Source organism: Lacicoccus alkaliphilus DSM 16010 (assembly GCF_900142805.1).
Classification (GTDB): domain Bacteria; phylum Bacillota; class Bacilli; order Staphylococcales; family Salinicoccaceae; genus Lacicoccus; species Lacicoccus alkaliphilus.
Genome location: NZ_FRCF01000006.1, coordinates 58,302 through 81,174, shown reverse-complemented (window position 1 = coordinate 81,174; position 22,873 = coordinate 58,302). Strand labels below are relative to the sequence as shown.

Here is a 22,873-nt window from a genome sequence, read left to right as displayed (position 1 = left end):
ATATGCTGTTTTTAATGCTCAGTTTCTTTATTTCCATCACTTTGATGATCTATGCAGCTTTTTCCATTCCTGCATATGGAAATCGAATGATTCCTGGACGCATAGCGCTTTATTTTCCTGATGAAGATGTCTCTGAGGATGTGAGCATCGACATGGAGGACGCTTCGTTCATGGACAGAATGATCAAGCCGGGATGGAAGAGCTTAAAGAAGAGATTCCAAAAAAGGCTGGCCAAGGAGAAAGTGGATAAGATGGAAGTCCGCCTGCTGCAGGCGGGATTACAACTCAGCCCGGTTGAGTTCAAAATGATGCAGTGGATACTCTCAGGTCTCCTGGTCGCTCTATCCATTCTGGTGACGGTCTTTTTTAGCATCACCGCCTTCCATGGCATACTGCTCATTTTGACAGGTATCGGCGCCGGAATCACAATTCCAAAGTTGAATATGAATATTAAGACAAAGAAACGACAGTCCCAGGCACTGAAAGAAATACCGGATTTCCTGGATCTGCTGACGATCAGCCTGGAAGCCGGACTCGGTTTCGATGCTGCACTCAGTAAAGTCGTAGCGAAAAAGCCCGGTGTACTGTCGGATGAATTCAAATTTGTGCTTGAAGAGGTCCGGCTTGGAAGAACAAGAAAAGAAGGCCTGACGGCAATGATTTCGCGACTGCCGATCGAAGAGTTGAAAAGCCTGGTATTCAGCATCATACAGGCAGAAAAGCTCGGTATCGGCATGGTTACGGTACTGCGTGTCCAGACAGAGGAGATCCGTGAACTGAGGAAGCAGCGGGCTGAAGAGAAAGCAATGAAAGCACCGGTGAAGATGTTGTTCCCGATGGTGCTCTTCATATTCCCTGCACTTTTTGTTGTACTTCTCAGCCCGGCAATCATGCAGTTTCTGGATGCAATGCAGAATATGTAAAAGGTTGAAGTGTCTCACATGGATTTTCTAATATACAAAGTTCAGCCGGCTTCAAAAGAAAATTCCTCAAGGATTCCCGGCGCCATCAAAGTGTATATTATAGAATGCCGGCAGGTGTCGATCAAGAGAGGCAGGTTACATACGATTTAAGTTTGGTTTTGCCTAAACCACTTCAAATTCTGGCTGCCTTTATATTGAAAAGCACTGTATCGTCTTAAGATGCGGTGCTTTTTTCCAGCTTATAACATGTTTGGTCATGATACTTTTACACCACCCTCTATACAACTGCTCGTTTAAAAAATCAAGAGTTAAAACATTCTAATTTATCTGAAAATTTTGCATTGAAAATATGTAGACCTCCACACCAGGGATGAGTATGATAAATTTTAAGTTTACATTTTTGATAACGCTTACATATTAAATGTAATCAGGCTTTTTTATTTGAAGGACGAAAGGAGTGGGATACATCGAGCGGTATAGGAAATCCAGTTGCTGCAGTGCAAGCAGACAGGACGTCATGGGGGACACCGGGGTGATGGCCCCAATGGAGAAGGTTGATTCAGTTTCCTGCAGGGCTAAGACTAATAAAGATCAGGTATTGATTCACGGGGGAAGCTTCTTCATGGGTACGAACGGTAAAGAGGGTTACCCGGAGGATGGAGAAGGCCCTGCCAGAAAAATTGAAGTGGATTCGTTTTATATGGATACCCACACTGTCACTAATCAGGGGTTTCAGGAGTTTGTCGAGGAGACCGGCTATGTCACGGAAGCTGAAGTGTTCGGATGGTCTTTTGTCTTCTATCAATTTGTAAGTGAACGGACGAAGAGGAAGGTCAAAAGAATGCTTCAGCAGACCCCATGGTGGCTCGTGGTCCAGGGGGCATCATGGAAACATCCTGAAGGGCCGGATTCGAATATATGGCAAAGGATGGATCATCCGGTTGTTCATGTGTCTTGGAATGATGCCCAGGCATATGCGCGCTGGGCTGGAAAAAGGTTGCCCACCGAGGCGGAATGGGAATATGCCGCACGTGGAGGTCTGGAGCGGAAGCAGTTCCCGTGGGGTGATGTCCTCACCCCGGATGATGAGCATTTATGCAATGTATGGCAGGGGGAATTCCCCAAGCACAATACTTCAGAAGATGGTTATAAGGGGACAGCGCCGTCAACTTCATTCCCTCCAAACGAATATGGTTTATATAACATCTCAGGCAACGTCTGGGAGTGGTGTTCGGACCGTTTCGCCAAAAGTGTGCATAAGAGAGGGGGGCGAAGCAATCCACAAGGACCAAAATCAGGGGAATTTCGTGTCATGAAAGGAGGGTCATATCTTTGCCACGAATCCTACTGCAACCGCTACAGGGTGGCCGCAAGATCGAAGAATACACCCGATAGTGCCTCGGGAAATATAGGCTTCCGCCTTGTTTCTGACATTCAGGAATAATTTTGAGCAATTCAATAATAAACAGGGGGTATCTCATTTGAACTACAGGAAAAAAGAAGAGAAATCTTGGAAAAAATATGTGGGGAAATTTACAAAGCTAAGTACACTCGCGCTTTCTGCCGCTTTACTGTTGGGCGGGGAGACAGCAGGCGCTGCCGGCGGCGGGAACACTGATTATTCAGGAGCGGTGGACCCGGATGATAAGACGAATGTAATGTACATCATACTTGATGATGCCGGCTATTCCGATCTGGGAAGCTTTGGTTCGGAAATAGACACTCAAAACATTGATGCAATCGCTGAAAACGGGTTGAAATACAATAATTTCCATACATCTCCGGTTTGTTCGCCCACACGTGCATCCTTGATGACCGGGAGGAACAACCATGCTGTAGGTATGGGGAATGTAGCCAATTTCGACTTCGGAGCAAATCAGCCGAACAGCAGGGCCAAGATACCTGAAGAAGCGGGGTTCGTCTCGGAAGTCCTTGGTGAAAATGGTTATACCAACTTCGGTCTAGGCAAGTGGCATATGACACCGACCGTGGAGCTTTCCCCGGCCGGCCCGTATGACAGATGGCCGCTCGGCAGAGGCTTCCACAGATATTACGGAAACCTGGAAGATTCTTCAGACCAGTACCGTCCGGAACTCTACAGGGACAACAGTCCCGTGCCGGTGCCCGATGTGGATGATTATCACTATTCAGAAGACATCGTCGAAAATGGCATCCAGTACATAACCGATCATGCCTCACTCCGCCCTGACGACCCTTTCTTCATGTATCTCGGTTTCGGCGCACAGCATATGCCGCATCAGGTGCCTGAAGAGTATATCGAAATGTACGAAGGACAATATGATGAAGGCTGGGATGTCATACGGGAAGAAAGATTTGAAAGACAAAAAGAGCTGGGTATACTGCCGGAAAAAGCAGATTTGGCACCAAGAGCGCCAGGCGTACCGGCCTGGGACGACCTGAATGAAGAAGAGCAGGAGCTGTATGCCAGATTCATGGAGACTTATGCAGGTTTCCTCACCCATACCGATGAACAGGTGGGCAAGCTGATGGAGTCACTGGAGGATATGGGAGAACTGGACAACACACTCATCATGCTGATTTCCGATAACGGTGCCAGCTTCTCAGGCGGGGAGCAGGGGTCGATGAACCAGGCCATGGCCTACAATAAAGTACTTCAGGAATTTGATCATATGTATGAAAATATGGATGAGATCGGTGGAGAGCGGGGAGGCAGCGACTACCCTGCCGGATGGGCCCAGGTCAGCAATACACCATTCGAAGAATTTAAAGGCACCACACATGCCGGAGGTATCCGTATGCCTATGATCGTCCATTGGCCTGACGGCATCGAATCAAAGGGTGAAATCAGGAATCAATTCACCCATGTCAGTGACGTGACTGCCACTGTATATGACGTTTTGAATATTGATCCGCCCGCTTACATGAATGACACCGAACAAATGGAAATCACAGGGGTCAGCTTCAGTGAAAGTTTCGATGATCTTGATGCCTTTACAGGAAAAGACACCCAGTATTTTGAACACAGCGGGCACAGGACAATATACCATGACGGCTGGAAAGCAGTATCAGTCCACGAGCCCGGGACAGACTTTGCGGATGACAGATGGAAACTCTTTGACCAGTCCTCAGATTTCTCCGAGCTCAATGATCTCGCAGAAGAGTATCCAGAAGTCCTGGATAATTTGATTGACTTGTGGCATGTGGAAGCAGAAAAGAATGGCGCCTTACCGCTGTCAGAAAACTTTCTGGATGGCCTTGGCAACTTGCCGGACGATAACTTGAGGGCAAGGGAATCCTTCAAATTCTATCCGGGCATGTCCCATTTAAGTGAATCCGCCTCACCTTTGACCCTGGACCGTAATTATGAAATCACAATCCCGATCGATATTGAGGAAAATGATGAAGGCGTGTTGCTTGCGCTTGGAAACAGAGCCAGCGGTTATACATTCTATATCAAAGATGGAGAACTCCATTATGAATATAATAACGGTGCAGAGAGGTACACCATCTCCTCCGGAACAGCCCTTGAAGAAGGTGCAAATGAAATCAGGTACAATTTCCAAAACACCGGCGACAACCAGGGGAAGGGTACGTTATATATAAATGATGGACCAGTAGGGGAAGCAGATGTTGAAACACTGCCGTTTAAAATCTCATTCGAAGGGCTTGATGTCGGTAAAGACCTGTTATATCCTGTCAGTCCGGCATACGAAGATAAAGGAGAATTCGAGTTTACCGGTGACATCGAATATGTACACTATCAATTCGAAGAACCTGAATATATCCTCTCGGAAGAAGTTGACCCGTATTGATTTCACATTAAAGTAAACGTCCCTCACCGAAAGACACTGCCCCTCATTGAGTGGAATATACTCGAAGATGGGCAGTGTTTCACATTTTACAGGCATTTCATCAATATCCATTTGAGTTTAAAGCCCACCTGGTGATGTTTAAAGGTGCTGATGAACGGAAAAACATAGGATGCAGCCCCTTTTAAGGGGAAATCATCTGAAAAGGAGTGTTCTGGCATGAAAGGTTGGCAATTCACCAAAACACACGATCCGTTGGAATGGGTTGAAAAAGAAACTCCGAAAGCGGAGAAAGATCATGTAGTCATAAAAACAGGTGCTGTGGGCTTATGTCATTCTGACGTAGGAACCATGGAAGACGAAGGCTGGATGGCTTTAATGGATGCCCCGGTCATCATGGGCCACGAGAACGCAGGCACCGTCATCGAAGTCGGGGAAGGTGTCACGGACTTTAAAGAAGGGGACCGTGTAGCCATCTGTCCGACCGGCCCTTCAGGTCTGGCCCCCGGTTATGCTTATGACGGCGGCTTCGGCACCCATATCCATGCACCGGCATCAGACCTGGTCCCCGTACCTGATGAATTATCGATCAAACAGGCAGCTTCCGCGACAGATGCCGGAATGACGTCTTATCATGCACTGTTCACGCGAGGCAAAGCTGAAAAAGGCATGAAGATTGCGCTGATCGGTATCGGCGGTCTTGGTCAGTTCGCACTGCAGGCCGCAGTCGCCCAGGGCATAGAGGATATCTACGCAGTGGATACTTCCGAGAGGGCGCAGGAGCTGGCTAAGAAAATCGGCGCCAAAGAGGTCGTATCCGATATTTCGGAGCTGGCTGATAAAGAACTCGACCTTGTAGTCGACTATGCAGGGTTTGACGTGACCACTTCAAAAGCTCTGGAAACGGTCAAGCCCGGAGGTACAGTCATCCTCGTCGGCATGGGTAAACTGCAGACGACGATCAACGTGACGGATTTCATCGTCAACAGGAAACAGCTTCTATCATCGGTCGGCGGTGACAAAGAAGATATCGCAGCAATCTATGACCTGATGGCTTCGGGTGATTTATCGCCTACACTGTCTGAAATCACCCCTGAGGAGATTCCTGAAGGCATCCAGAGACTGGAACGCGGTGAAGTCCAGGGACGCCTGGTGGCCGTGTATGACGAAGAATAAAAAATCATCATCACTATAAAAAGCTTCCTTATGGAAGCTTTTTTTCATCTTGAAATTTTCAATTGACAACTATTCCGAATGGTTTGCACCCCAAAATGAACTCACTTACATCAGTATATTATCATGTTCCAATTTTCTTGAGATCAACTGAACAATCAACGCATCATCCAACAGACCCACCGGTGCCAGGTAATCAGGGATCAGATCCACAGTCACTATAAAATAGAGCAGTGCAGCGCCCATCAAGGCGATGTTTTCAGGCCGTCCCCTCCTCATCATAAAGTCATTGTACATCTGATCGATATTATTGAAAAATGTCCCTGTCAACGGAGCGTGTTGTATTTTCTCCTTGAGTTTTTCCTCAATTTCACTTCTGCCCCGGGGCGTGGCACCCTGCTCTTCATACTTTTCAATTTCTGCATTGATTTGCTCCAATGTGATTGAATGCATTTCCGGATATGTAGTTTTCACCAATGTCTGGACCGCTTCTAAACTTTTGTTGAAGTCATCGGTTTCATTATGCGACTCATCAGCTGAAGATAACAAATCCGTAACTTTTACATCCAAACCTGCCGACAGCCGGTGCAGGTGATCTAAATTGGCTTTTCTTTTGCCGTTCATTATTCTCGATAATGTTGCGTGATTGATACCTGATAATTTTCCAAGCTCCCTTAAGGACAAGCCTCTTTCAGACAGCTCAGTTTTCAGATATTCCCTCAACAGTTCTTGATCTTTCATGGAAATCACCACGTTTCTTTTTTACCCAATGACTGTATAACAATGGTGACAAAATGTCAACACTATGTTATATTTTGGTATATTGTATGTATAAATCAGCAATTATAAATGCGGACAGGGTGAAGGTTTTGAAAGTTTCCAATCAAGCCAAACGACAAAATATCAGCTTACTGCAGCGTATAGACTGGACACTCATCATCTTCCTGACGGCCCTGGCCGTCATCAGCGTCATCGCAATCAACTCTGCGATGATCGGCGGACAGCATAATATAAATTTCGGCACCCGTCAGATCATTTTTTATATACTGGGTTTCATCGCCATGTTCATATTAACTTTCATACCCGTCAAATTCTTTAAGCAGTTTGTCTGGCTCATCTTCGGTGGCAGCCTTCTTGTTCTTTTCATCCTCTATATCTCACCAGTGTCTTCGGTCACCCCGATCATCAACGGCGCGCAGCGGTGGTTTCAAATCGGGGGGATGAGCATACAGCCATCCGAATTTGCAAAGATCACTTACATATTGGCTCTCGGCTATATAATCAGCGAACATAATAAATACCGTTTCAGTCATTCACTCGATGGTGATGTGAAGCTTTTATCCAAAATGCTCCTCCTCAGCATCCTTCCGGTATTTTTTGTGCTCTCCCAAAATGACATGGGCACGACCATTGTCTTCATCGCCATCCTGCTGGGCATGATTTTAGTTTCGGGAGTAAGCTGGTGGCTGATACTTCCCACTGTCGGCATCACAGGCGCCGTGGGTTCCATCCTCCTCTTCGGTGTCATTTACCGCCCGGATCTGCTTCAAACTTATCTGAGGGTCAGCCCTTACCAATTTGACCGCATCTACTCGTGGTTGCGGCCTGATTTATCCACAGCGGACAGCAGCTTCCAAATCACGAGTTCCCTGCGGGCCATCGGTTCAGGCGGTATCGAGGGCAGGGGGCTTGGGGAAGGCGTCGTATATATCCCGGAAAGCCATACAGATTTCATTTTCACAATCATCGGGGAAGAGCTGGGTTTCCTCGGAAGCACGCTGGTCATCATCCTGTTTTTCCTGCTGACTGTTCATCTGATCAGGATCGCATTCACAGTTAAAGACAGTTTTTCATCATATTTCATCATTGGGTACCTGACCATGATATGGTTCCAGGTTTTTCAAAACATCGGCATGACCATCCAGTTACTGCCGATCACAGGCCTGACACTGCCGTTTTTGAGCTATGGCGGAAGCAGTCTGTGGGCGAATATGGTCGGGATGGGCATCATCATGAGTATTTACTATCATCAATACAGCGTGAAATCCTAAAAGTCAGTGAAAGATTTTATTTAGAAGTTTACAGGAGGAATCTCTATGTCAGCCGTAATATTATTCATCATTACATCTGCCGGACTCTATTTCTTAGTGAGGGGCACGAAGAAGTCAATCAATCAGGAAGAGGGTTTTTTCGATTATCTCTACAGTACAATCGTATTGACATCAGCAATCGGTCTGTATATTTATTTTGCGTTCAGTGACTTTTGGTCCTCCAGGACGAGTATAGAAGATATCACCTGGCAGCTTACAACTTTGTGGCTCATCAGCAGCCTGGTCCCTTTGGTTGTTTTGATCAGGAATGCCGTCATTAAAAAACCGATTGTCATACCAGGCGTGATTTCGAGTGTGGCATTCATGATGTTCTCCATTACAATCACCATATATATCACCATGAGAATATTCTGACCGTCTCCGGGTGCTCCACTCCATATTAAGATGAATGACTTTTGAATCGCTCTTTTGATATCAAACATCATTAAAATAAAATGACTGAACGATAAAAATCCCCGTCTGACTCTGGTCAGTCGGGGATTTCCACTGCATGGACATAAAGTCGGCCATCATCATAGGAATAGTTGCATGAAATGAGCGTCAATAATTTCGCATCCTCTTCAATTTCCATGTCGGAATCATATAATGACTGCCCTTTCAAAAACTCCCCGTATGCCTCTGTATCAGAATTTTGGAAAGGTTCGTTGATATAATCCAGATCTGCAGGGCCGACATGCACTGAGATTATTTCATAATCCCTTTTTTTGTATAAGTCCTGAATCTCAACTGTTTTATTCTCCTCAAAAAATGACCGGGACAAATACTTTTCAAAATCGGCGAACATGTGGCCCGTGTCAGTATGATGGCCGTAGATGATCGTATGGTCATCATGTCCGTTGCCCAGGTTTCTGTAGTCCATGAATATTGCGCCATATGTGTCGGTTTCATGATAAAAATTATGATTCAGATAGTATGAATTGTCCCTGCCCCTGACGACAGGATGATCGATGTTTGTCCCCTCAACGGTGATCCATCCTGTAAAATCCTGATTCATGGATAAATATTCAGCAAAAGGGTTCGACTGGAATTCATATGTCCCTGACGTCTCCGGCAGCACCGTCTCATCTTCCATGAAGAGGTTCATGCTTTCCCCATTGACGGTATTCAATACTTTTGGATGAAAGGCATGGACATTCATATGTCCTTCAATCATTCCACCGGCACTTGAATGGATGTTCGGCACTTCCCGGGGAGATGGGGGATTGTAATGCATGAATAACATATAACTGAGTTGAGAGACCAGAAGGACCCCTAGAAACAACAAGAATATCTTTCTTTTCATCAGTGAGCGCCCCCCAATCTAAATATTCAAACTTTATAGTGGATAATTTTTTTAATTTTTGGTAATATTGAAACGTAAAATGTATATTTACATTTTACCATACTAATTACCTAAGGGGGTAATGTAAATGATTAGAGTACTAAAGGGCTTCCTGACTGCTCTGGCTGCAGTGTTGATTTCAGTTTCTTTCGCATCGATCACATTCGCAGATGAGCATCAGGAAGAGGCGGGTACGATTGTGGATGTTGCAGCAGGTAACGAAGACTTCAGCATTCTAGTTGCAGCGCTGCAACAGGCAGAACTTGTGGAAACACTGCAAGGTGAAGGGCCATACACAGTGTTTGCACCGACCAACGAAGCATTTGCGCAATTATTAAGCGATCTTGATATCACTCAGGAAGAGCTTTTGGCGCAGCCGGATTTGGCAAATGTATTATTGTATCATGTAATTGAAGGTGAAGTTTTTGCCGGTGACCTGGAAGACGGTTTGGAGGCGTCGACCGTGAATGGTGAATCAGTGACGTTCGACCTCAGCGGCGACCCGATGGTCAATGAATCCAATATCGTCGATACTGATATCGAAGCCTCAAACGGTGTGATTCATGTTGTAGATTCAGTTCTGGTACCATCGAACTTCACTTTACAGGATGTACAGATGGATGAATCCGAAGTACCGGATACAGGTGTACAGTCCAGCAATATGATGGTGATCGGATTGTTTGCAACCGCTCTTGCTTTCTTCTATGTATTCTTCAGAAAAGAAACACGTACTGAGAAATAAGAAGTGGTTTCAAATCAAGATAATAAAATTATACATTTGTGCACTTAATGTAGAATTTTGTTATCTTTTTCATGTTTTTCGTTGAACCTTTATACTCTTAAACACCCCCCTTATTCACTTATAGATAAGCCCCATCTTTCAATTTTGATTGAAAGATGGGGCTTACGATGTTTTCAGACTGCAGTGACGGTGCGGGCGGGGGCCTGTGAATCCCCCTTTACAGGCTTAACTGATCGTATTGTTCAACTTGAGCTCCAATCGTGTCTTCAATCATCCATTTCCCCGAATCCATTGAACAGATACATGCCGAGAACAGCGGTAAAGGCGGTTGCTGCAAATACACTGAAGCGTTCAGGTATCCCGAAGTATGCCTCCGGAACGATACCCGCACCGACCGCTCCTGCGGACATGAATGTCAAAGCAGCAGCAGCCCACATTGCCAGGCCTTTATACTGCTTATCTTTGAAGCCGCCGATCATGATCATCCCCAAAGAGAGAATGCTGAGAAGTACGACCATGACTGTGACGATATAAATATGGATGAAATCCTGCAGTGTGCCGGGACTGCCGCTGGACGTCAACGGAAATATCGTATAACCGAGGGCGGAAATCCAGCTCATCATCACAAATAAATAGATACCCGTCCTCAGCGGCTTCGTCAGCCGGTTTTCAACATAGACACCCACCATAGTGACTGCGACGATGCCTGCGATGTTATACACACCGGCCAATTGCTGCCATAACATCCGGGAAGGCGCATCCTGTGCGCTCAAATCACTGACCGCCTGCGACATCCAATCATACCCGGGGTAGGCAGCGGGTGACAAAAGGACAGCTGCTGCATAGGAAATCAAACTGAGGGGACCAAGCAGCCCCAGCCAATGAATCAGTCGTCTCTTCATCATATTCCCCCTTCCAACTCATCCAAAATGAATGACCGATCTCCCTCTCATGATGTTTAATCAAGCACTTAAAGAGGGAACTTTACCTATAGTACGATCACTAAAAGAGAGGAGTAATAAGTATGTTCCATTACACTGTAGAAACGTCAAAAAGCAGAAACGAAGCTGTGCAGACACTAGAAGAGAATTTAAAGGCTGAAAAGTTTGGCGTCCTGTGGAATTTCGATTTGACGGCCACCCTCCAGGAAAAAGGCACCGATTTTGACACACCGTATACAATACTTGAAGTCTGCAACCCGGAGGAAGCGAACCAGGTGCTGTCAAAAGACCTGATGGTGGGCTACTTCCTCCCCTGCAAAATTGTGGTTTACGAAGAAAACGCTACAACAAAAATCGGGATGCCGAAACCGAGTGCACTGATTGAAATGGTGGAAAACGAGTCCGTAAAGAATATTGCCGTGGATATTGAAGAACGGCTGATCGGCTGCATCGACAAGTCGGTGTAATGATTGCCGGCCATAAAAGTTCAACATGGCGGTGACATCGCAACCTCATGGAAATTCCCGGGACATAGTGAAGAAACAGAATTGTCCCAGATATAAAAACAGGCTCTGCCAATGGTGGTGAGCGGTGCTGAACGCCATTGACGGAGTCTCTTTTTTGTAACAGTTATTTTTCTGATTCTCCTGTGTCACGCTTTGTAGGACTCCAGTAACGGTAAGAGATCCAGGTCAAAATCAATACCGCAACCCATGCGACGACCAATATGATCCCGTAGAATAGTGATGGATTCACTGCAAAGGCACCTAAAGACACCAGGGAAATCTGCCCGGGGACGGAGGCCAGGAAAGTGGCGGATATGAATACATATTGCCCGATGCCCAAGGCCCCGGCCCCGTAGTTCACCGGCCAATATGGCAGACCGGGCATCACCCTCACAGTAAACACAGCCCAGAACCCCGCATCGCTAAGGTAACTCTGTACGATGTCACTGTGACGCCCCAGGAGCTGAAAGGTGAGGCGCTGCCCCAAAAGACGCGCCAGCCAATAGCCGAGCCAGGAGCCGATCATCACCCCGGAGAGGGAGAGCAGTGTCCCTATGATTACACCGTAAAGGGAGCCGGCCACCAAGGCAGGGACTGTTATGGGAATCGGGGTGATGGCGATTGCTGCGGTGATTCCAACGAACACCAGCCAGCCGGCCCAGCCATAACTGAGGATGATCTCACGCATTTCCTCCGGTTCAGGCAGATTCAGGTTGAAGCTTGCCCATAACAACGATGCACCCAGCATGATCAGAAGAATCAAGGTCACTACCGAACGTAAAGAAAACATGCGGGTGCGCTCTTCGCCCGAACTCATAGTGTTCCCTCTTTCGGCTTGAGTTTGAAGCGGCTCTCATGTTCATTCAATAAGATATGCCCGTCACCCTGCTTTACAATTTTATCTGAAAAATCACGTGATTCCTCAACTCTTCTCACGATACATGTAAACTTCATTTTAACTTCTCCTAAAATTTGTTCTGTAACTACTGTTAATATACTGCTTCAACTTCAAAAACACCTTCAACCTGATCATTATATGATGAGGCTTTGTTTAAGATACTATCATCGTACCACTTAAAACCGCCACTTATTTCTCCACTAGAACAAAGAAATACAATTGTCTTCAAGACAGCCAGGCGCCTCATCTCTTTTACATATAGCCTGATTGAAGTATGAATTCAACTTTTGATGTCCATTCTTTTGAAAATGAATCGGCTGACCATTAAAAAACTCCCGCGCCTGCCTGAACTGCAGACCCGGGAGGAAGCGTCCCATAGATGAGGCACTTCAGCACAACTCGTTTGGATTGATGTATATTCAACCCTACACTCCAGATATGATCAAAGAACAGCCACATAAGGTGTGCGATAAATAAAGGGGCGGCTGATTCGCATATAGGGAGTGTAATAATTCCATACCACTAAAAAATACTTCGTAAACAACGTATTTTAAAAAAACTGATGACAGTAATACTTATAAATGTGGTGCCTGACTTTATTTTAAATGGAGCAAATACATGTAACTATGGCCATGGTCTTTGTTTTGGCGCGACTTTCTTTGCTATTTCGATACAAGTTTGAGTTTCTTTGCCACCATATAGGCCGCGTACACGCCCATAATCGCCATCACAGCCCAGATCCAGGCATGCAGACTAAAAGAAGCGATTCCGCTGAAATAAGCACCAATGTTTGCTCCAAAGGATATCGTGGCGCCATACCCCATAAGGAGACCTCCCGCCAGGGCTAAGAGCGCAAAGCGGGGAGGGATCTTGGAAAATCGAACCATCCCACTGAGCGTCAAGGAAAGGAACGCCCCAAGAATGACACCAAAGTTGAGCACACTGACTGAATCCATCATGGCAGGTGCCAGCAACGCGCGGATCCTCTCCTCTGCAATCCAATACTCCCATTGAGTCACATCGATGCCAAGATTCATCAACAGCTTGGATCCCCACAGCGTAAAGGCAGCCGTGAGCTTCCAGGGCTCCCCCTGGATTATGAAGACAGCAGCGTTGAGCACGGCAAGGACGAGTGCACCCACCCAAAGCGGCCAGGATCCGAAAATGATTTTCCTCCATCCGACAGCAGTGGGGGAGGCAGGCAGTAAAGGCGGCCTTTTTCGTTTTTTATATGCATAAGAAAGTATGATGACCAACGCGAAAATCGCCGATTGCATACCCCAGGCACCTAAATGACCCAGGCCGGTATCCTCAGCCAATGAAATCTCAGGCGCGGAGGGGAGTGCCTCATTCCAGAAACCGAAATGATAAGCACCAATCACAGCGCCTGTAAGAAAACCAAACAGGGTGAAAATCATGGCTGTACGGCCACCTTTTTCTTCATAAAAAGAGGCGGGCGCAATCCCGCTACCCATTTCCATCCCAAAACCGAAGAGGAAAGCGCCGATCACCACTCCAAAGGTTATAGGTGAAAGGGCGCCTTCAGTCGTATTTGAGAATGCGTTGATATCAAACATCAGGATAGGCGCAAATAACGTAGCTGCAATCCCTAACATGAGCATATGTGCTCGCAGCATTTCCGTATTCCCGGTCTCGACGATTTGACGATAAACAGCGGCGAAACCGAAATGAGCATGGAATAAGGCGAACCCTATGAGGACCCCTGTCCAAAACAAAAGCATGAATTCAAAACCGGAAGCTTGAAAGGCGAAATAAGTGATAATGAGAACCGCCAGAATTCCTGAAATGAACAGCATATTTTGAGGATCCTTTAACGTTGGCGCTGAGGATTTCGGATTGGACGGACCAGCTTTCTTTTGTGTCATATGGACCCCTTTGTTTATCTGAATTTGTCTTCACATATTGTAAGTGCTCATTCTAACACAATGAAAAAGCTCATGTAACCACCAGACACTCCTGCCACGCCCGGGTGATCAGGTAATTCAGCACTAGGAGATCATCCAGGTTCAGAACTCGACATGCATCATTCAAATAAGTTTTTGATGGAATTTATGGGACCTTTAAATATCGAATCTTTTGGATGGGACATATACATTTTGATATGAGGAAACATATCACCAAGAGGTATGGTTTTCAAAGGAGCGGAAGAAAGGTTGATCATTTGAGATACACTTGACCGCGGTATAATGGTATAACCTTTTTTCGCAGCAATATAGGAAGCCATTATAATCCAATTATCCAAAGTCTTAAAGGCACGGACATTTAAAGTTGTAAGAATGATATCCAATAATTCGATGTTATTTGATAAAACGGGATTATCATAAGATAAAAAAGGTTTGTTGAATGATTGGAGATTGTCCAGGTTCTTTTGAATATCATGAAAATCATCTTCGTGACATAAAAGCACCACTTCTTCTGTGCCTATGAGAGATGAATGAGTATGGATATGGGTCTCGTTCCCATAATATACAGCCAGGTCTATTCCTTTATAATCAATCAAATTCTTCAGTATATTTGTGGGACGTGTAATAATATCAAATTCCAAATCAGGATGATCATTACTTAATTCCATTATGAAAGATTCCGTGAATAACGAAGAAAGCAAGGAATTGATACCAATACGAAAGATTCCCTCGTTCTTATGGACGATTTCGTAAGTCGCCTGGTTACCATCACTGTTGAAACCGATGACATTTTGGACATTTTTTAAATCCTCCAGGATCCTCACGGCATAGGGCAGAAAATATTGACCCTCATTGGTCAATTTTATCCCTTCCCAATTCCTCTCTATCAGTTTAAACCCCAGGTCTTTTTCCAGTTTTTTTATCCGGTAACTGAGCGTAGGTTGAGTGATATGCAGTGCATCAGCAGCCATCGACAGGCTTTTCTTATTGGAAGCTGTTAAAAATGATTGCAGTTCCTCATTAAAAATAATCGGCCACTCCCTCTTTATTAAATGAAACAAGCTATTGAAAAATTCAATTACTTAATCATCTAAATCTTGTGATACATTTGATTCTAACATCTTTCATGAAATGGAAGGGCTTTCTCTTGGCAATTATACATATTTCCTGGTTGGTTCCTATTTTTCCAAAGTGCTTAGACAGAAGCTGAATGCAAGTGAATGGAAGATGTTGAATTAATATCTGATTTTTACAAAAAGTGGAGGGATCAAATGGATTTACTAATCAGTTTTTCAGTTTTAGCAGGTTTTTTAATTTTGGGGATGATTTTAAGAGCTAAAATTAAGTTTTTACAGTCATTATTCCTACCGGCTTCTGTTATAGGTGGTTTTATCGGGTTGCTCCTTGGTCCAATTGTTTTAGGAGATTATGCCATTATACCCATACCAGAGGACTGGATATCAATATATGCATTACTTCCGGGGATATTAATTGTACCCGTAGTCGCCTCTATACCGTTCGGAGTGAAATTTAAATCCCGGTTGGAAAAGCGGAAGGAACGGCAGGAGCGCGCGGAGAAGCCCGCAAGTGTGAATCTCGAAGCTGAAAAGGGAAGTAGCACTACCAGAAATACGCTCGTCTTACTGGCTATACTGGTGATCATTTCGCAGGGACAGCTTTTATTGGGTCTCCTCTTGAGTTTTATATTTGAAGCAACCGACTTTGTCCAAGATTTATATGCCACCTTCGGCACAGAAATCGGTATGGGATTTTCCGGGGGCCATGGAACAGCCGGTGTAGTAGGGAGTTTATTACAGAGCATGAACCAGCCATATTGGGAGCTGGCCCAGGGTGTCACCGTCACAACAGCAACGGTGGGTATCATCGGTGGAATCCTGATAGGGATAGTGTTAATTAATATTGCTGCCAGAAAAGGGTATACAAAATTCCTGAGCGGCCCTCAGAGTTTTCCGGAAGAGATGCTCAAAGGTTATGAAAGTAATATAGAAAAACAAAATTCTTTTGGAAAAGAAACGACGACCAGTTCTTCCATTGACTCATTGACTTTCCATCTCGCTTTGATCCTGGGCGGGAGTGGGTTAGCCTATGCTTTATTGTCTGTCATACAATATTTTCAGGTGCCTATTATTGGGAGTGTCCCGATTTGGGCTTATGCCATCATAGTGATGTACGGAATATGGTGGATCATGTGCCAGCTGAACTTATCCTGGGTCGTCAATAATCAAATCACTTCAAAAATAGCAAGCATGTTTACAGATTTTGCAGTGGTTGCGGCTATTGTAAGTTTACCGGTTCAAGCGGTTTTAACTTATATCGTACCTATTTTAATCATGGTGACCGTCATAATGGCATTTACAGTTTCTTTAGCTTATTGGATGAGCAAAAAATTATATGGAGAATTTTGGTTTGAGAGAAGTGTGGCTATATTAGGTACAAACTCGGGAGTATTCATTACAGGCTTATTATTGTTGAAAATGGTGGACCCTGATTATAAATCGCCCGTTTTAGGGGAGTTCTCCGTCAGTTACTCAATCAACTCGGTTTTAGGATTCATTCTGTTTCCCGTTCTGTTCGGTGTACTCGTCAATGAAGGGATACTCATGGGACTCTCAATTCCTGTGCTGGCCATCATAGGCGCAATCATCTTTATGTTCATTGTAAAAGGCAAGCCGCAGCGACCTAAATTTAAGGAGATGAAAGCTTAATGGTTGATTCTAAATCATTTGTAGAAAGTATTTTAAAAGCGAAAGAAAACATGTTGGTGAATGTCAGCGATGATATTTGGGCACATCCTGAAACAAGATTTGAAGAGACACAATCAAAGGCTATATTATGGCAGGCTTTAAGTGACGAAGGATTCACATTGGAGGATGATGTCGCCGGCATAAGCACAGCGTTCACCGGAACTTTTGGCAGCGGGTATCCTGTCATTGGAATACTGGGTGAATTTGATGCGCTTGCTGATTTGAGCCAGGAAGGCGGCGTTTCACATCCTCAACCGATCACCGAAGGCGGACATGGGCATGGTTGTGGCCATAACCTGCTTGGTACCGGTTCTCTCGCTGCAGCGATTGCAATCAAAGAATATCTGCAGGAAAACGGCATATCCGGCACTGTTCAATATTTCGGCTGCCCCGGTGAAGAAGGTGGATCAGGGAAAACTTTCATGGCGAGGGAAGGGGTCTTCAGCCATCTGGATCTCGCACTGACCTGGCATCCTTCCACGACCAACAGTATGATGAGCCTGAGTTCATTGGCCAATTACCAGGTGAAGTTCCGCTTCAAGGGAGTGAGTGCCCATGCCGCTGCAGCCCCTCACCTGGGAAGAAGCGCCCTTGATGCAGTCGAACTGATGAATGTAGGTGTGAATTACCTCAGGGAACACATTAAACCGGATGCCAGAGTGCATTATGCCACTACAAATACAGGAGGCTATTCTCCCAACGTGGTGCAGGCCAATGCAGAAGTGTTATATCTCATCCGCTCGCCCAAGATGGAAGATGTACGGGATATTTACAGAAGGGTTTGCAACATCGCAGAAGGTGCAGCTCAGATGACCGAGACATCAGTCACGATCGAGATAGACAAAGCATGTTCAAATTATATGCCGAACAGAGAATTGGAAAAAGTCATGTATGATCAGCTTAAAACGCTTGATCCGATAGAATATTCCTCTGAAGAAATCGATTATGCCAAAGACATGTGGAACACTCTGGCACCGAATGAAAAGTTGGATGCGTTGGAATCAGTCAAGTCCTTCGGCGCTTTCAACGATGGAGATAAACTGAAAGGAAAATACTTAAGTGACGTGGTTCATGATTATGCACCTTTCGACATCGCCATGCCCGGCTCCACCGATGTCGCAGATGTCAGCTGGAATGTGCCGACAGCCCAATGCACTTTGGCAACCTGCGCAGTCGGCACACCCATCCACACCTGGCAGATGGTGACGCAGGGCGTAACCTCGGTGGCCCATAAAGGCATGCTGAGAGCCGGAACTGTCATGGCACTGACCGCCATTGATATTCTACAGTCTCCGGAGAAATTGGACTCAATTAAAATTGAGCATGAGGAGAAGTTTAAAGACCACCCTTATGAATGTCCCATCCCTGCCGACGTCCAGCCGTCACCTCTGTAAGGTGATGTAATTCAGGGCCGGGGCTGTCACTTAGTTAAACGGCACCTCGATCGATATTTGAAATTAATTACCCATAAGATTTCATTTATAAGTTGTATTTCAAGCCTAATTTTTTTCTTATAAAAGGAATTAGGCTTTTAATTATGATGACTTCCGGAAGAATGATGATTGCCGCGGTAATCCGAAACATACCAGCCTTCGGTTCAGCCATAGTTGAGTTAGATCATTTTAATTTTTAACTTGACACAAAGCTTTTGTGTCTTAAATAAATTACCAATTACACAATAAAATCTTATAATCCCTGCCATATCAACAATCTTGGGCCCTTCTCCATTTTATAAAGATAATTAATATGAGAATCATAACTCAAAATTTGGTATAATTTGAGTTATGGATAGGGGATGAGAGGATGACTTTAAAAGGAATACAGTACTTACCACCGGTAGTGTCCTTGGAAAATGCCTTAAAACTATATAAATCAGTGGCTCAAATTAACAGCCTGATCGGATCTTTGAATGCACAAATCAAAAGCTCGGTTGTCAGCACCCAGATGATTCAATTACTGACTCTTACAGAGTCTGTCCAATCCACAAGAATTGAAGGGACCCAGGTCACATTTTTGGACATTATAGAAGAGACTTCAAAAGAAAGAAAAAGCACTGAAGTGAATGAAGTAATGAATTACAGAGATGCCCTCCACTATGGTGTGGACTATATTAACCAAGGGCAGCCTATTACTACACGTTTAATACACGAGTTACACAAGATACTCATGGGGAGGGACACCAGGGGGACCACTATATCTTCCGGGGAATTCCGTAAAATACAAAATTTCATAGGTCCAAGCAATGATATTAAGGATGCCGTGTACATCCCTGTTCCCGCCAATGAAATCGATGTCTATATGACGAATTGGGAGTATTATATCAATTCATCAAGACATTCAACTTTCAATAATAACGTCTCGCCTGGCCATACATTGCTTGATGAAAATTCTGATCCACTGATTAAAACAGCGATTATGCATGCTCAATTTGAATCCATCCACCCTTATTTAGATGGAAATGGCCGGATGGGCAGGATACTCATCATGCTCAACATGATGGCTGAAAGTGCCGTCGATTCTCCAATCTTCTTCGTAAGTGAAGAGCTTGAGCGGGAACGATTAAGATATTATAACTTATTGAACAGTGTCCGCGGTGAAAGTCCAGATTGGTATAAATGGATTCATTTCTTTTTGGAAGCGTGCAGAAGAATGACTGTTAACTTAATGCATAAGTTTGAACAGGTGGATTTGCTTGCACGGGATGGTATGCAAAAGATTAACTCAGCAACCGGCTCCATGATTAACGATGTGTGGTTATACACTTTCACCCGACCGAATATTACCGTTGCACAAGCAGCGCTGGATTTGAATATCAGTGAAAACACTGCTAGAACCCATTTAAATAAACTTGCATCTCTTGAGATGATAGATACTGACTCATCACGAACCAGAAACAAAGTGTACGTTAACTACGATCTTTTGCAGATTTTAAGGTAATTGAATATATTTAAGCAGGATGGTGATATTCTCATACTATCCTGCTTTTCATTAATTTATCTTATTTAAAATAACTCTAACCATATCAATTTATGTGACGGTTAAAAGATATCTATTATCAATTTCCGTTGATCATGTCACAAACAGAGACATTTATGTACCCGCCGTGCTTACATAGAATGACAGGTTGAGGCAACAAATAAAAAAGTGAGGTGATTTGAAATGGAGAAGAAAATTGGAGTGGGCATAGTGGGTGCAAGCCCGTTGAATCCAGGGTGTGCGGTCGCTGCACACATTCCTGCAATCCAAGCATTACCGGAGTATTATGAACTTAAAGCTGTCAGTTTAAAGCTGTATCTTTCGTCGGTTCCAGGCCGGTTGGGGAATATGTCTATAAAAAAGGGACAGATAACCTTAAACGTGTCCAGGCGCTGACCGGGGCCAAAAACCATACAGTCGTCCTTGATGACGACAATCTTGAGGAGGCAGTGAAGGATATCATCGGCGCAGCATTCGGTTCCGCGGGTGAGCGCTGCATGGCCGCTGCCGTCATCAAAGTGAAAAACCTTAAAGAAGGGATCCGGATCGCCCTATGGCTCCCTCAATGCAAACGGGAAAGACGGCGTGGATTTTTCTTAGGAGTAGTGTAGAAGGGTTCCAATATATAAGATGACTGAATTACCACCGTCCCTTCCATTCAGGTTTTTTACTGGAAAAAATCTGAGGGAAGGGAATGGTTCCCACGAACCGGAAAATATAAAGACTGATTGTTGACCTGATCGCACTCGGAAAGCCGGTTTCGAGTTCACACATGGCCAAAGATTAAATGATATATCCACAGGGTACACATAAGGAAAAGTATTTTAAAATGAATAGAGGAGAAACTAAGGTGTCAGTGGAAAAGTTATTTGAACCATTAACTCTGAGAAATGGTGTGACCATTAAAAATAGACTATATAAAGGTGCAATGAGTGAAGGGATGGCTGATAAGGCACACCGCCCGACCCAGGAATTGATCAATGTTTATAAAAGCTGGGAGGATGGTGGTATTGGAGTCTCCATAACTGGAAACGTGATGATAGACCGCAGACACCTGGGTGAACCCGGGAATGTCGTCATCGAGGATGAAAGAGATATGGGTATATTGAAACGCTGGGCTGAAGCGGGCAAAAATAATGGCGGCCACATCTGGATGCAAATCAATCATCCGGGAAAACAAAGTCCGAAATCAGTATCAAAACAACCCATCGCCCCAAGTGCAATACCGATCAGCGGCAGTGCAGGCAGTGCATTCAACCGGCCAAGAGAAATGACGGTCAGTGAAATTCAGGAAGCAGCAGCCCGTTTCGTCACAACAGCAACTGTGGCTAAGAAAGCAGGTTTTACAGGGGTCCAGATTCATGGTGCGCACGGATATTTGGTGAGTCAATTTTTATCTTCACGTGACAATAAAAGAGATGATGCATACGGCGGATCATTGGAGAAACGCATGCAATTCTTGATCGATATATATACCGGTATGCGCAGGGCGTTGGGGGAGGAGTTCCCGATCAGCCTGAAAATTAATTCCACAGACTTTAGCGGTGGAGGATTTTCATTCGAAGATTCGATTGCCGTAATTAAAAAGATGGATGCACTCGGTATTGATCATATCGAAATTTCAGGTGGAGATTATGAAAAACCTGAAATGATGGGTGAAGGTGAAGTCTACTTCCTGGATTATGCAGAAAGCATCAGCAGTGAAGTCGATATCCCCATCGCAGTGATCGGCGGATTCCATAAAAAAGACAGTATGATACATGCAATCACCCATACTGAAGTATCAATGATCGGGTTGGCAAGAGCTCTCGTCCTAAACCCTCAATTACCCAATCAACTGAAGACAAATACGTACCGGGACACGAAACTGCCAAGACTCACAACAAAAATTAAGGCATTGGATAAAATGTTTGGAGGAATGATAGGGATTTCCTATTACGAACAACAAATCAGGAGATTGGGCCGCCATAAGTCACCCAAGGTACACCGTAATGCCTGGAGCCCGTTATTTGAACTTGCGAAAGTCCATGGCCCGTATGCACTTACAAAGAGAAGAGGGTAGGGAGCTTTGGAGTCAATCCGCTGATCATTAATGAATAAGCCAGCTTGATTTCACAAAACAACCACTTTCCAATAAGATTTTGGAAGGTGGTCTTCAGTATGTTGAGATTTCTCATTCAATCTACGGTGATAAGATTGAATTTATCATAAATAATATTCGGAAACACACACTACTTATGATACGCTTCATTCCTCAATATCTTATTCACCCTGAATATCTGCTCCATCAGCATGACTTTCATCATCTGGTGGGGGTAGGTGAGGGTGCCGAAGCTGATTTCCTGATCACTTCTCTTTTTAACCGCTTCTCCCAGGCCGTTGCTGCCGCCGATGATGAACACGACATCGCTCTTGCCCGTATTCATCCACCTCTGATATTCCACTGCAAGTTTCTCGCTCGTATATGTCTTCCCGTGTATCTCCAGCGTCACGACGTGCTGGGTGTCTTTGATCTTCGCAAGAATCCGTTCCGCTTCTTTATCCTTGATCTGCTCGATATCCTTCTCACTCGCATTATTCGGTTCTTTCTCATCGGCGACTTCTATGAGTTCGATTTTCGCATACTTGCCGATCCGCTTCTTATATTCATCCACCGCCTGCACCCAGTATTTCTCCTTCAGTTTGCCCACGGTGATCAAAGTGATCTTCATCCGTCATCATCCTTCCGTTCATCGACTGCCTGTTGATTTCTATTTTAACATGTCCTTATAAAATAAAAATGAACGCTCCCGGATTCTGTA

21 protein-coding genes and 1 pseudogene are annotated in these 22,873 nt (G+C 44.8%); 14 read left to right on the top strand and 8 right to left on the bottom strand.

Annotated features, from left to right (window positions below; genetic code table 11):
- Nucleotides 1-2 precede the first annotated feature (2 nt).
- The 4 genes from BUA12_RS08310 (at nt 3) to BUA12_RS08295 (ending at nt 5,890) form a co-directional block, all read left to right on the top strand.
- Nucleotides 3-923 (top strand): type II secretion system F family protein, encoded by a 921-nt coding sequence (locus BUA12_RS08310; protein ID WP_072710136.1) that lies wholly within the window; start codon nt 3-5, stop codon nt 921-923.
- A 535-nt stretch (nt 924-1,458) separates the two neighbouring features.
- Entirely contained in the window at nt 1,459-2,367 is a 909-nt protein-coding gene (locus tag BUA12_RS08305) for a formylglycine-generating enzyme family protein (protein ID WP_245772787.1), read from the top strand.
- Nucleotides 2,368-2,404: 37 nt separating this feature from the next.
- Nucleotides 2,405-4,717 (top strand): arylsulfatase, encoded by a 2,313-nt coding sequence (locus tag BUA12_RS08300; protein WP_072710134.1) that lies wholly within the window; start codon nt 2,405-2,407, stop codon nt 4,715-4,717.
- Nucleotides 4,718-4,933: 216 nt separating this feature from the next.
- Nucleotides 4,934-5,890 carry a zinc-binding dehydrogenase gene (locus tag BUA12_RS08295; RefSeq protein WP_072710133.1) on the top strand — a complete coding sequence of 319 codons (957 nt, stop codon included), beginning with the start codon at nt 4,934-4,936 and terminating at the stop codon, nt 5,888-5,890.
- A gap of 105 nt (nt 5,891-5,995) precedes the next feature.
- Here BUA12_RS08295 and BUA12_RS08290 read toward each other — a convergent pair whose 3' ends face one another.
- Nucleotides 5,996-6,628: a helix-turn-helix domain-containing protein gene (locus BUA12_RS08290; protein ID WP_072710132.1), complete on the bottom strand. Its 633-nt coding sequence runs from the start codon at nt 6,626-6,628 to the stop codon at nt 5,996-5,998.
- 119 nt (nt 6,629-6,747) lie between these two features.
- Between BUA12_RS08290 and BUA12_RS08285 the strand changes: the two genes are divergently transcribed.
- On the top strand, nt 6,748-7,938 hold the full coding sequence (locus BUA12_RS08285; RefSeq protein WP_435387545.1) for an FtsW/RodA/SpoVE family cell cycle protein: 1,191 nt from the start codon (nt 6,748-6,750) through the stop codon (nt 7,936-7,938).
- Nucleotides 7,939-7,983: 45 nt separating this feature from the next.
- Entirely contained in the window at nt 7,984-8,352 is a 369-nt protein-coding gene (locus BUA12_RS08280; RefSeq protein WP_072710130.1) for a hypothetical protein, read from the top strand.
- Nucleotides 8,353-8,467: 115 nt separating this feature from the next.
- Here the strand turns inward: BUA12_RS08280 and srtB are convergent, their stop codons facing one another.
- Nucleotides 8,468-9,280, bottom strand: coding sequence for a class B sortase (gene srtB / locus BUA12_RS08275; RefSeq protein WP_084670058.1), 813 nt, complete (start codon nt 9,278-9,280; stop codon nt 8,468-8,470).
- 127 nt (nt 9,281-9,407) lie between these two features.
- Between srtB and BUA12_RS08270 the strand changes: the two genes are divergently transcribed.
- Complete coding sequence (locus BUA12_RS08270; protein WP_072710128.1) at nt 9,408-10,061, top strand: fasciclin domain-containing protein; 654 nt, start codon at nt 9,408-9,410, stop codon at nt 10,059-10,061.
- Between the two features lie 266 nt (nt 10,062-10,327).
- On the opposite strand, the gene BUA12_RS08265 is transcribed toward BUA12_RS08270, so the two are convergent.
- Nucleotides 10,328-10,963 (bottom strand): DUF998 domain-containing protein, encoded by a 636-nt coding sequence (locus BUA12_RS08265; protein ID WP_072710127.1) that lies wholly within the window; start codon nt 10,961-10,963, stop codon nt 10,328-10,330.
- 122 nt (nt 10,964-11,085) lie between these two features.
- Between BUA12_RS08265 and BUA12_RS08260 the strand changes: the two genes are divergently transcribed.
- Complete coding sequence (locus tag BUA12_RS08260) at nt 11,086-11,469, top strand: DUF302 domain-containing protein (RefSeq protein ID WP_072710126.1); 384 nt, start codon at nt 11,086-11,088, stop codon at nt 11,467-11,469.
- A 163-nt stretch (nt 11,470-11,632) separates the two neighbouring features.
- Here BUA12_RS08260 and BUA12_RS08255 read toward each other — a convergent pair whose 3' ends face one another.
- From BUA12_RS08255 to BUA12_RS08245, 4 genes are all read right to left on the bottom strand, one after another.
- On the bottom strand, nt 11,633-12,325 hold the full coding sequence (locus BUA12_RS08255) for a TVP38/TMEM64 family protein (RefSeq protein WP_072710125.1): 693 nt from the start codon (nt 12,323-12,325) through the stop codon (nt 11,633-11,635).
- Nucleotides 12,322-12,462, bottom strand: a complete 141-nt coding sequence (locus BUA12_RS13060) for a hypothetical protein (RefSeq protein ID WP_178138250.1) — start codon at nt 12,460-12,462, stop codon at nt 12,322-12,324. Before BUA12_RS13060 ends, BUA12_RS08255 begins: the two co-directional genes overlap by 4 nt.
- Nucleotides 12,463-13,068: 606 nt before the next feature.
- Nucleotides 13,069-14,292, bottom strand: a complete 1,224-nt coding sequence (locus BUA12_RS08250) for a YeeE/YedE family protein (protein WP_072710124.1) — start codon at nt 14,290-14,292, stop codon at nt 13,069-13,071.
- Between the two features lie 158 nt (nt 14,293-14,450).
- Nucleotides 14,451-15,392: a LysR family transcriptional regulator gene (locus tag BUA12_RS08245; RefSeq protein WP_072710123.1), complete on the bottom strand. Its 942-nt coding sequence runs from the start codon at nt 15,390-15,392 to the stop codon at nt 14,451-14,453.
- A gap of 210 nt (nt 15,393-15,602) precedes the next feature.
- Here BUA12_RS08245 and BUA12_RS08240 point away from each other — a divergent pair, with 210 nt between their 5' ends.
- From BUA12_RS08240 to BUA12_RS08215, 6 genes and pseudogenes are all read left to right on the top strand, one after another.
- Entirely contained in the window at nt 15,603-17,057 is a 1,455-nt protein-coding gene (locus BUA12_RS08240) for a sodium/glutamate symporter family protein (RefSeq protein ID WP_072710122.1), read from the top strand.
- Complete coding sequence (locus BUA12_RS08235; RefSeq protein ID WP_084670054.1) at nt 17,057-18,490, top strand: M20 family metallopeptidase; 1,434 nt, start codon at nt 17,057-17,059, stop codon at nt 18,488-18,490. The genes BUA12_RS08240 and BUA12_RS08235 overlap by 1 nt, the downstream gene beginning before the upstream one ends.
- Nucleotides 18,491-18,899: 409 nt before the next feature.
- Nucleotides 18,900-20,033, top strand: a complete 1,134-nt coding sequence (locus BUA12_RS08230) for a Fic family protein (protein ID WP_072710121.1) — start codon at nt 18,900-18,902, stop codon at nt 20,031-20,033.
- Nucleotides 20,034-20,255: 222 nt separating this feature from the next.
- Nucleotides 20,256-20,468, top strand: coding sequence for a hypothetical protein (locus BUA12_RS13190; RefSeq protein ID WP_072710120.1), 213 nt, complete (start codon nt 20,256-20,258; stop codon nt 20,466-20,468).
- Nucleotides 20,375-20,614, top strand: a pseudogene (locus BUA12_RS08220) (aldehyde dehydrogenase family protein); the annotation flags it as partial. The gene BUA12_RS13190 and the pseudogene BUA12_RS08220, both read left to right, overlap by 94 nt.
- Before the next feature lie 245 nt (nt 20,615-20,859).
- Nucleotides 20,860-22,134, top strand: a complete 1,275-nt coding sequence (locus BUA12_RS08215) for an NADH:flavin oxidoreductase/NADH oxidase family protein (protein WP_435387544.1) — start codon at nt 20,860-20,862, stop codon at nt 22,132-22,134.
- A 169-nt stretch (nt 22,135-22,303) separates the two neighbouring features.
- Here BUA12_RS08215 and rlmH read toward each other — a convergent pair whose 3' ends face one another.
- Nucleotides 22,304-22,783, bottom strand: coding sequence for a 23S rRNA (pseudouridine(1915)-N(3))-methyltransferase RlmH (gene rlmH, locus BUA12_RS08210; RefSeq protein WP_072710118.1), 480 nt, complete (start codon nt 22,781-22,783; stop codon nt 22,304-22,306).
- Between the last annotated feature and the right edge of the window lie 90 nt (nt 22,784-22,873).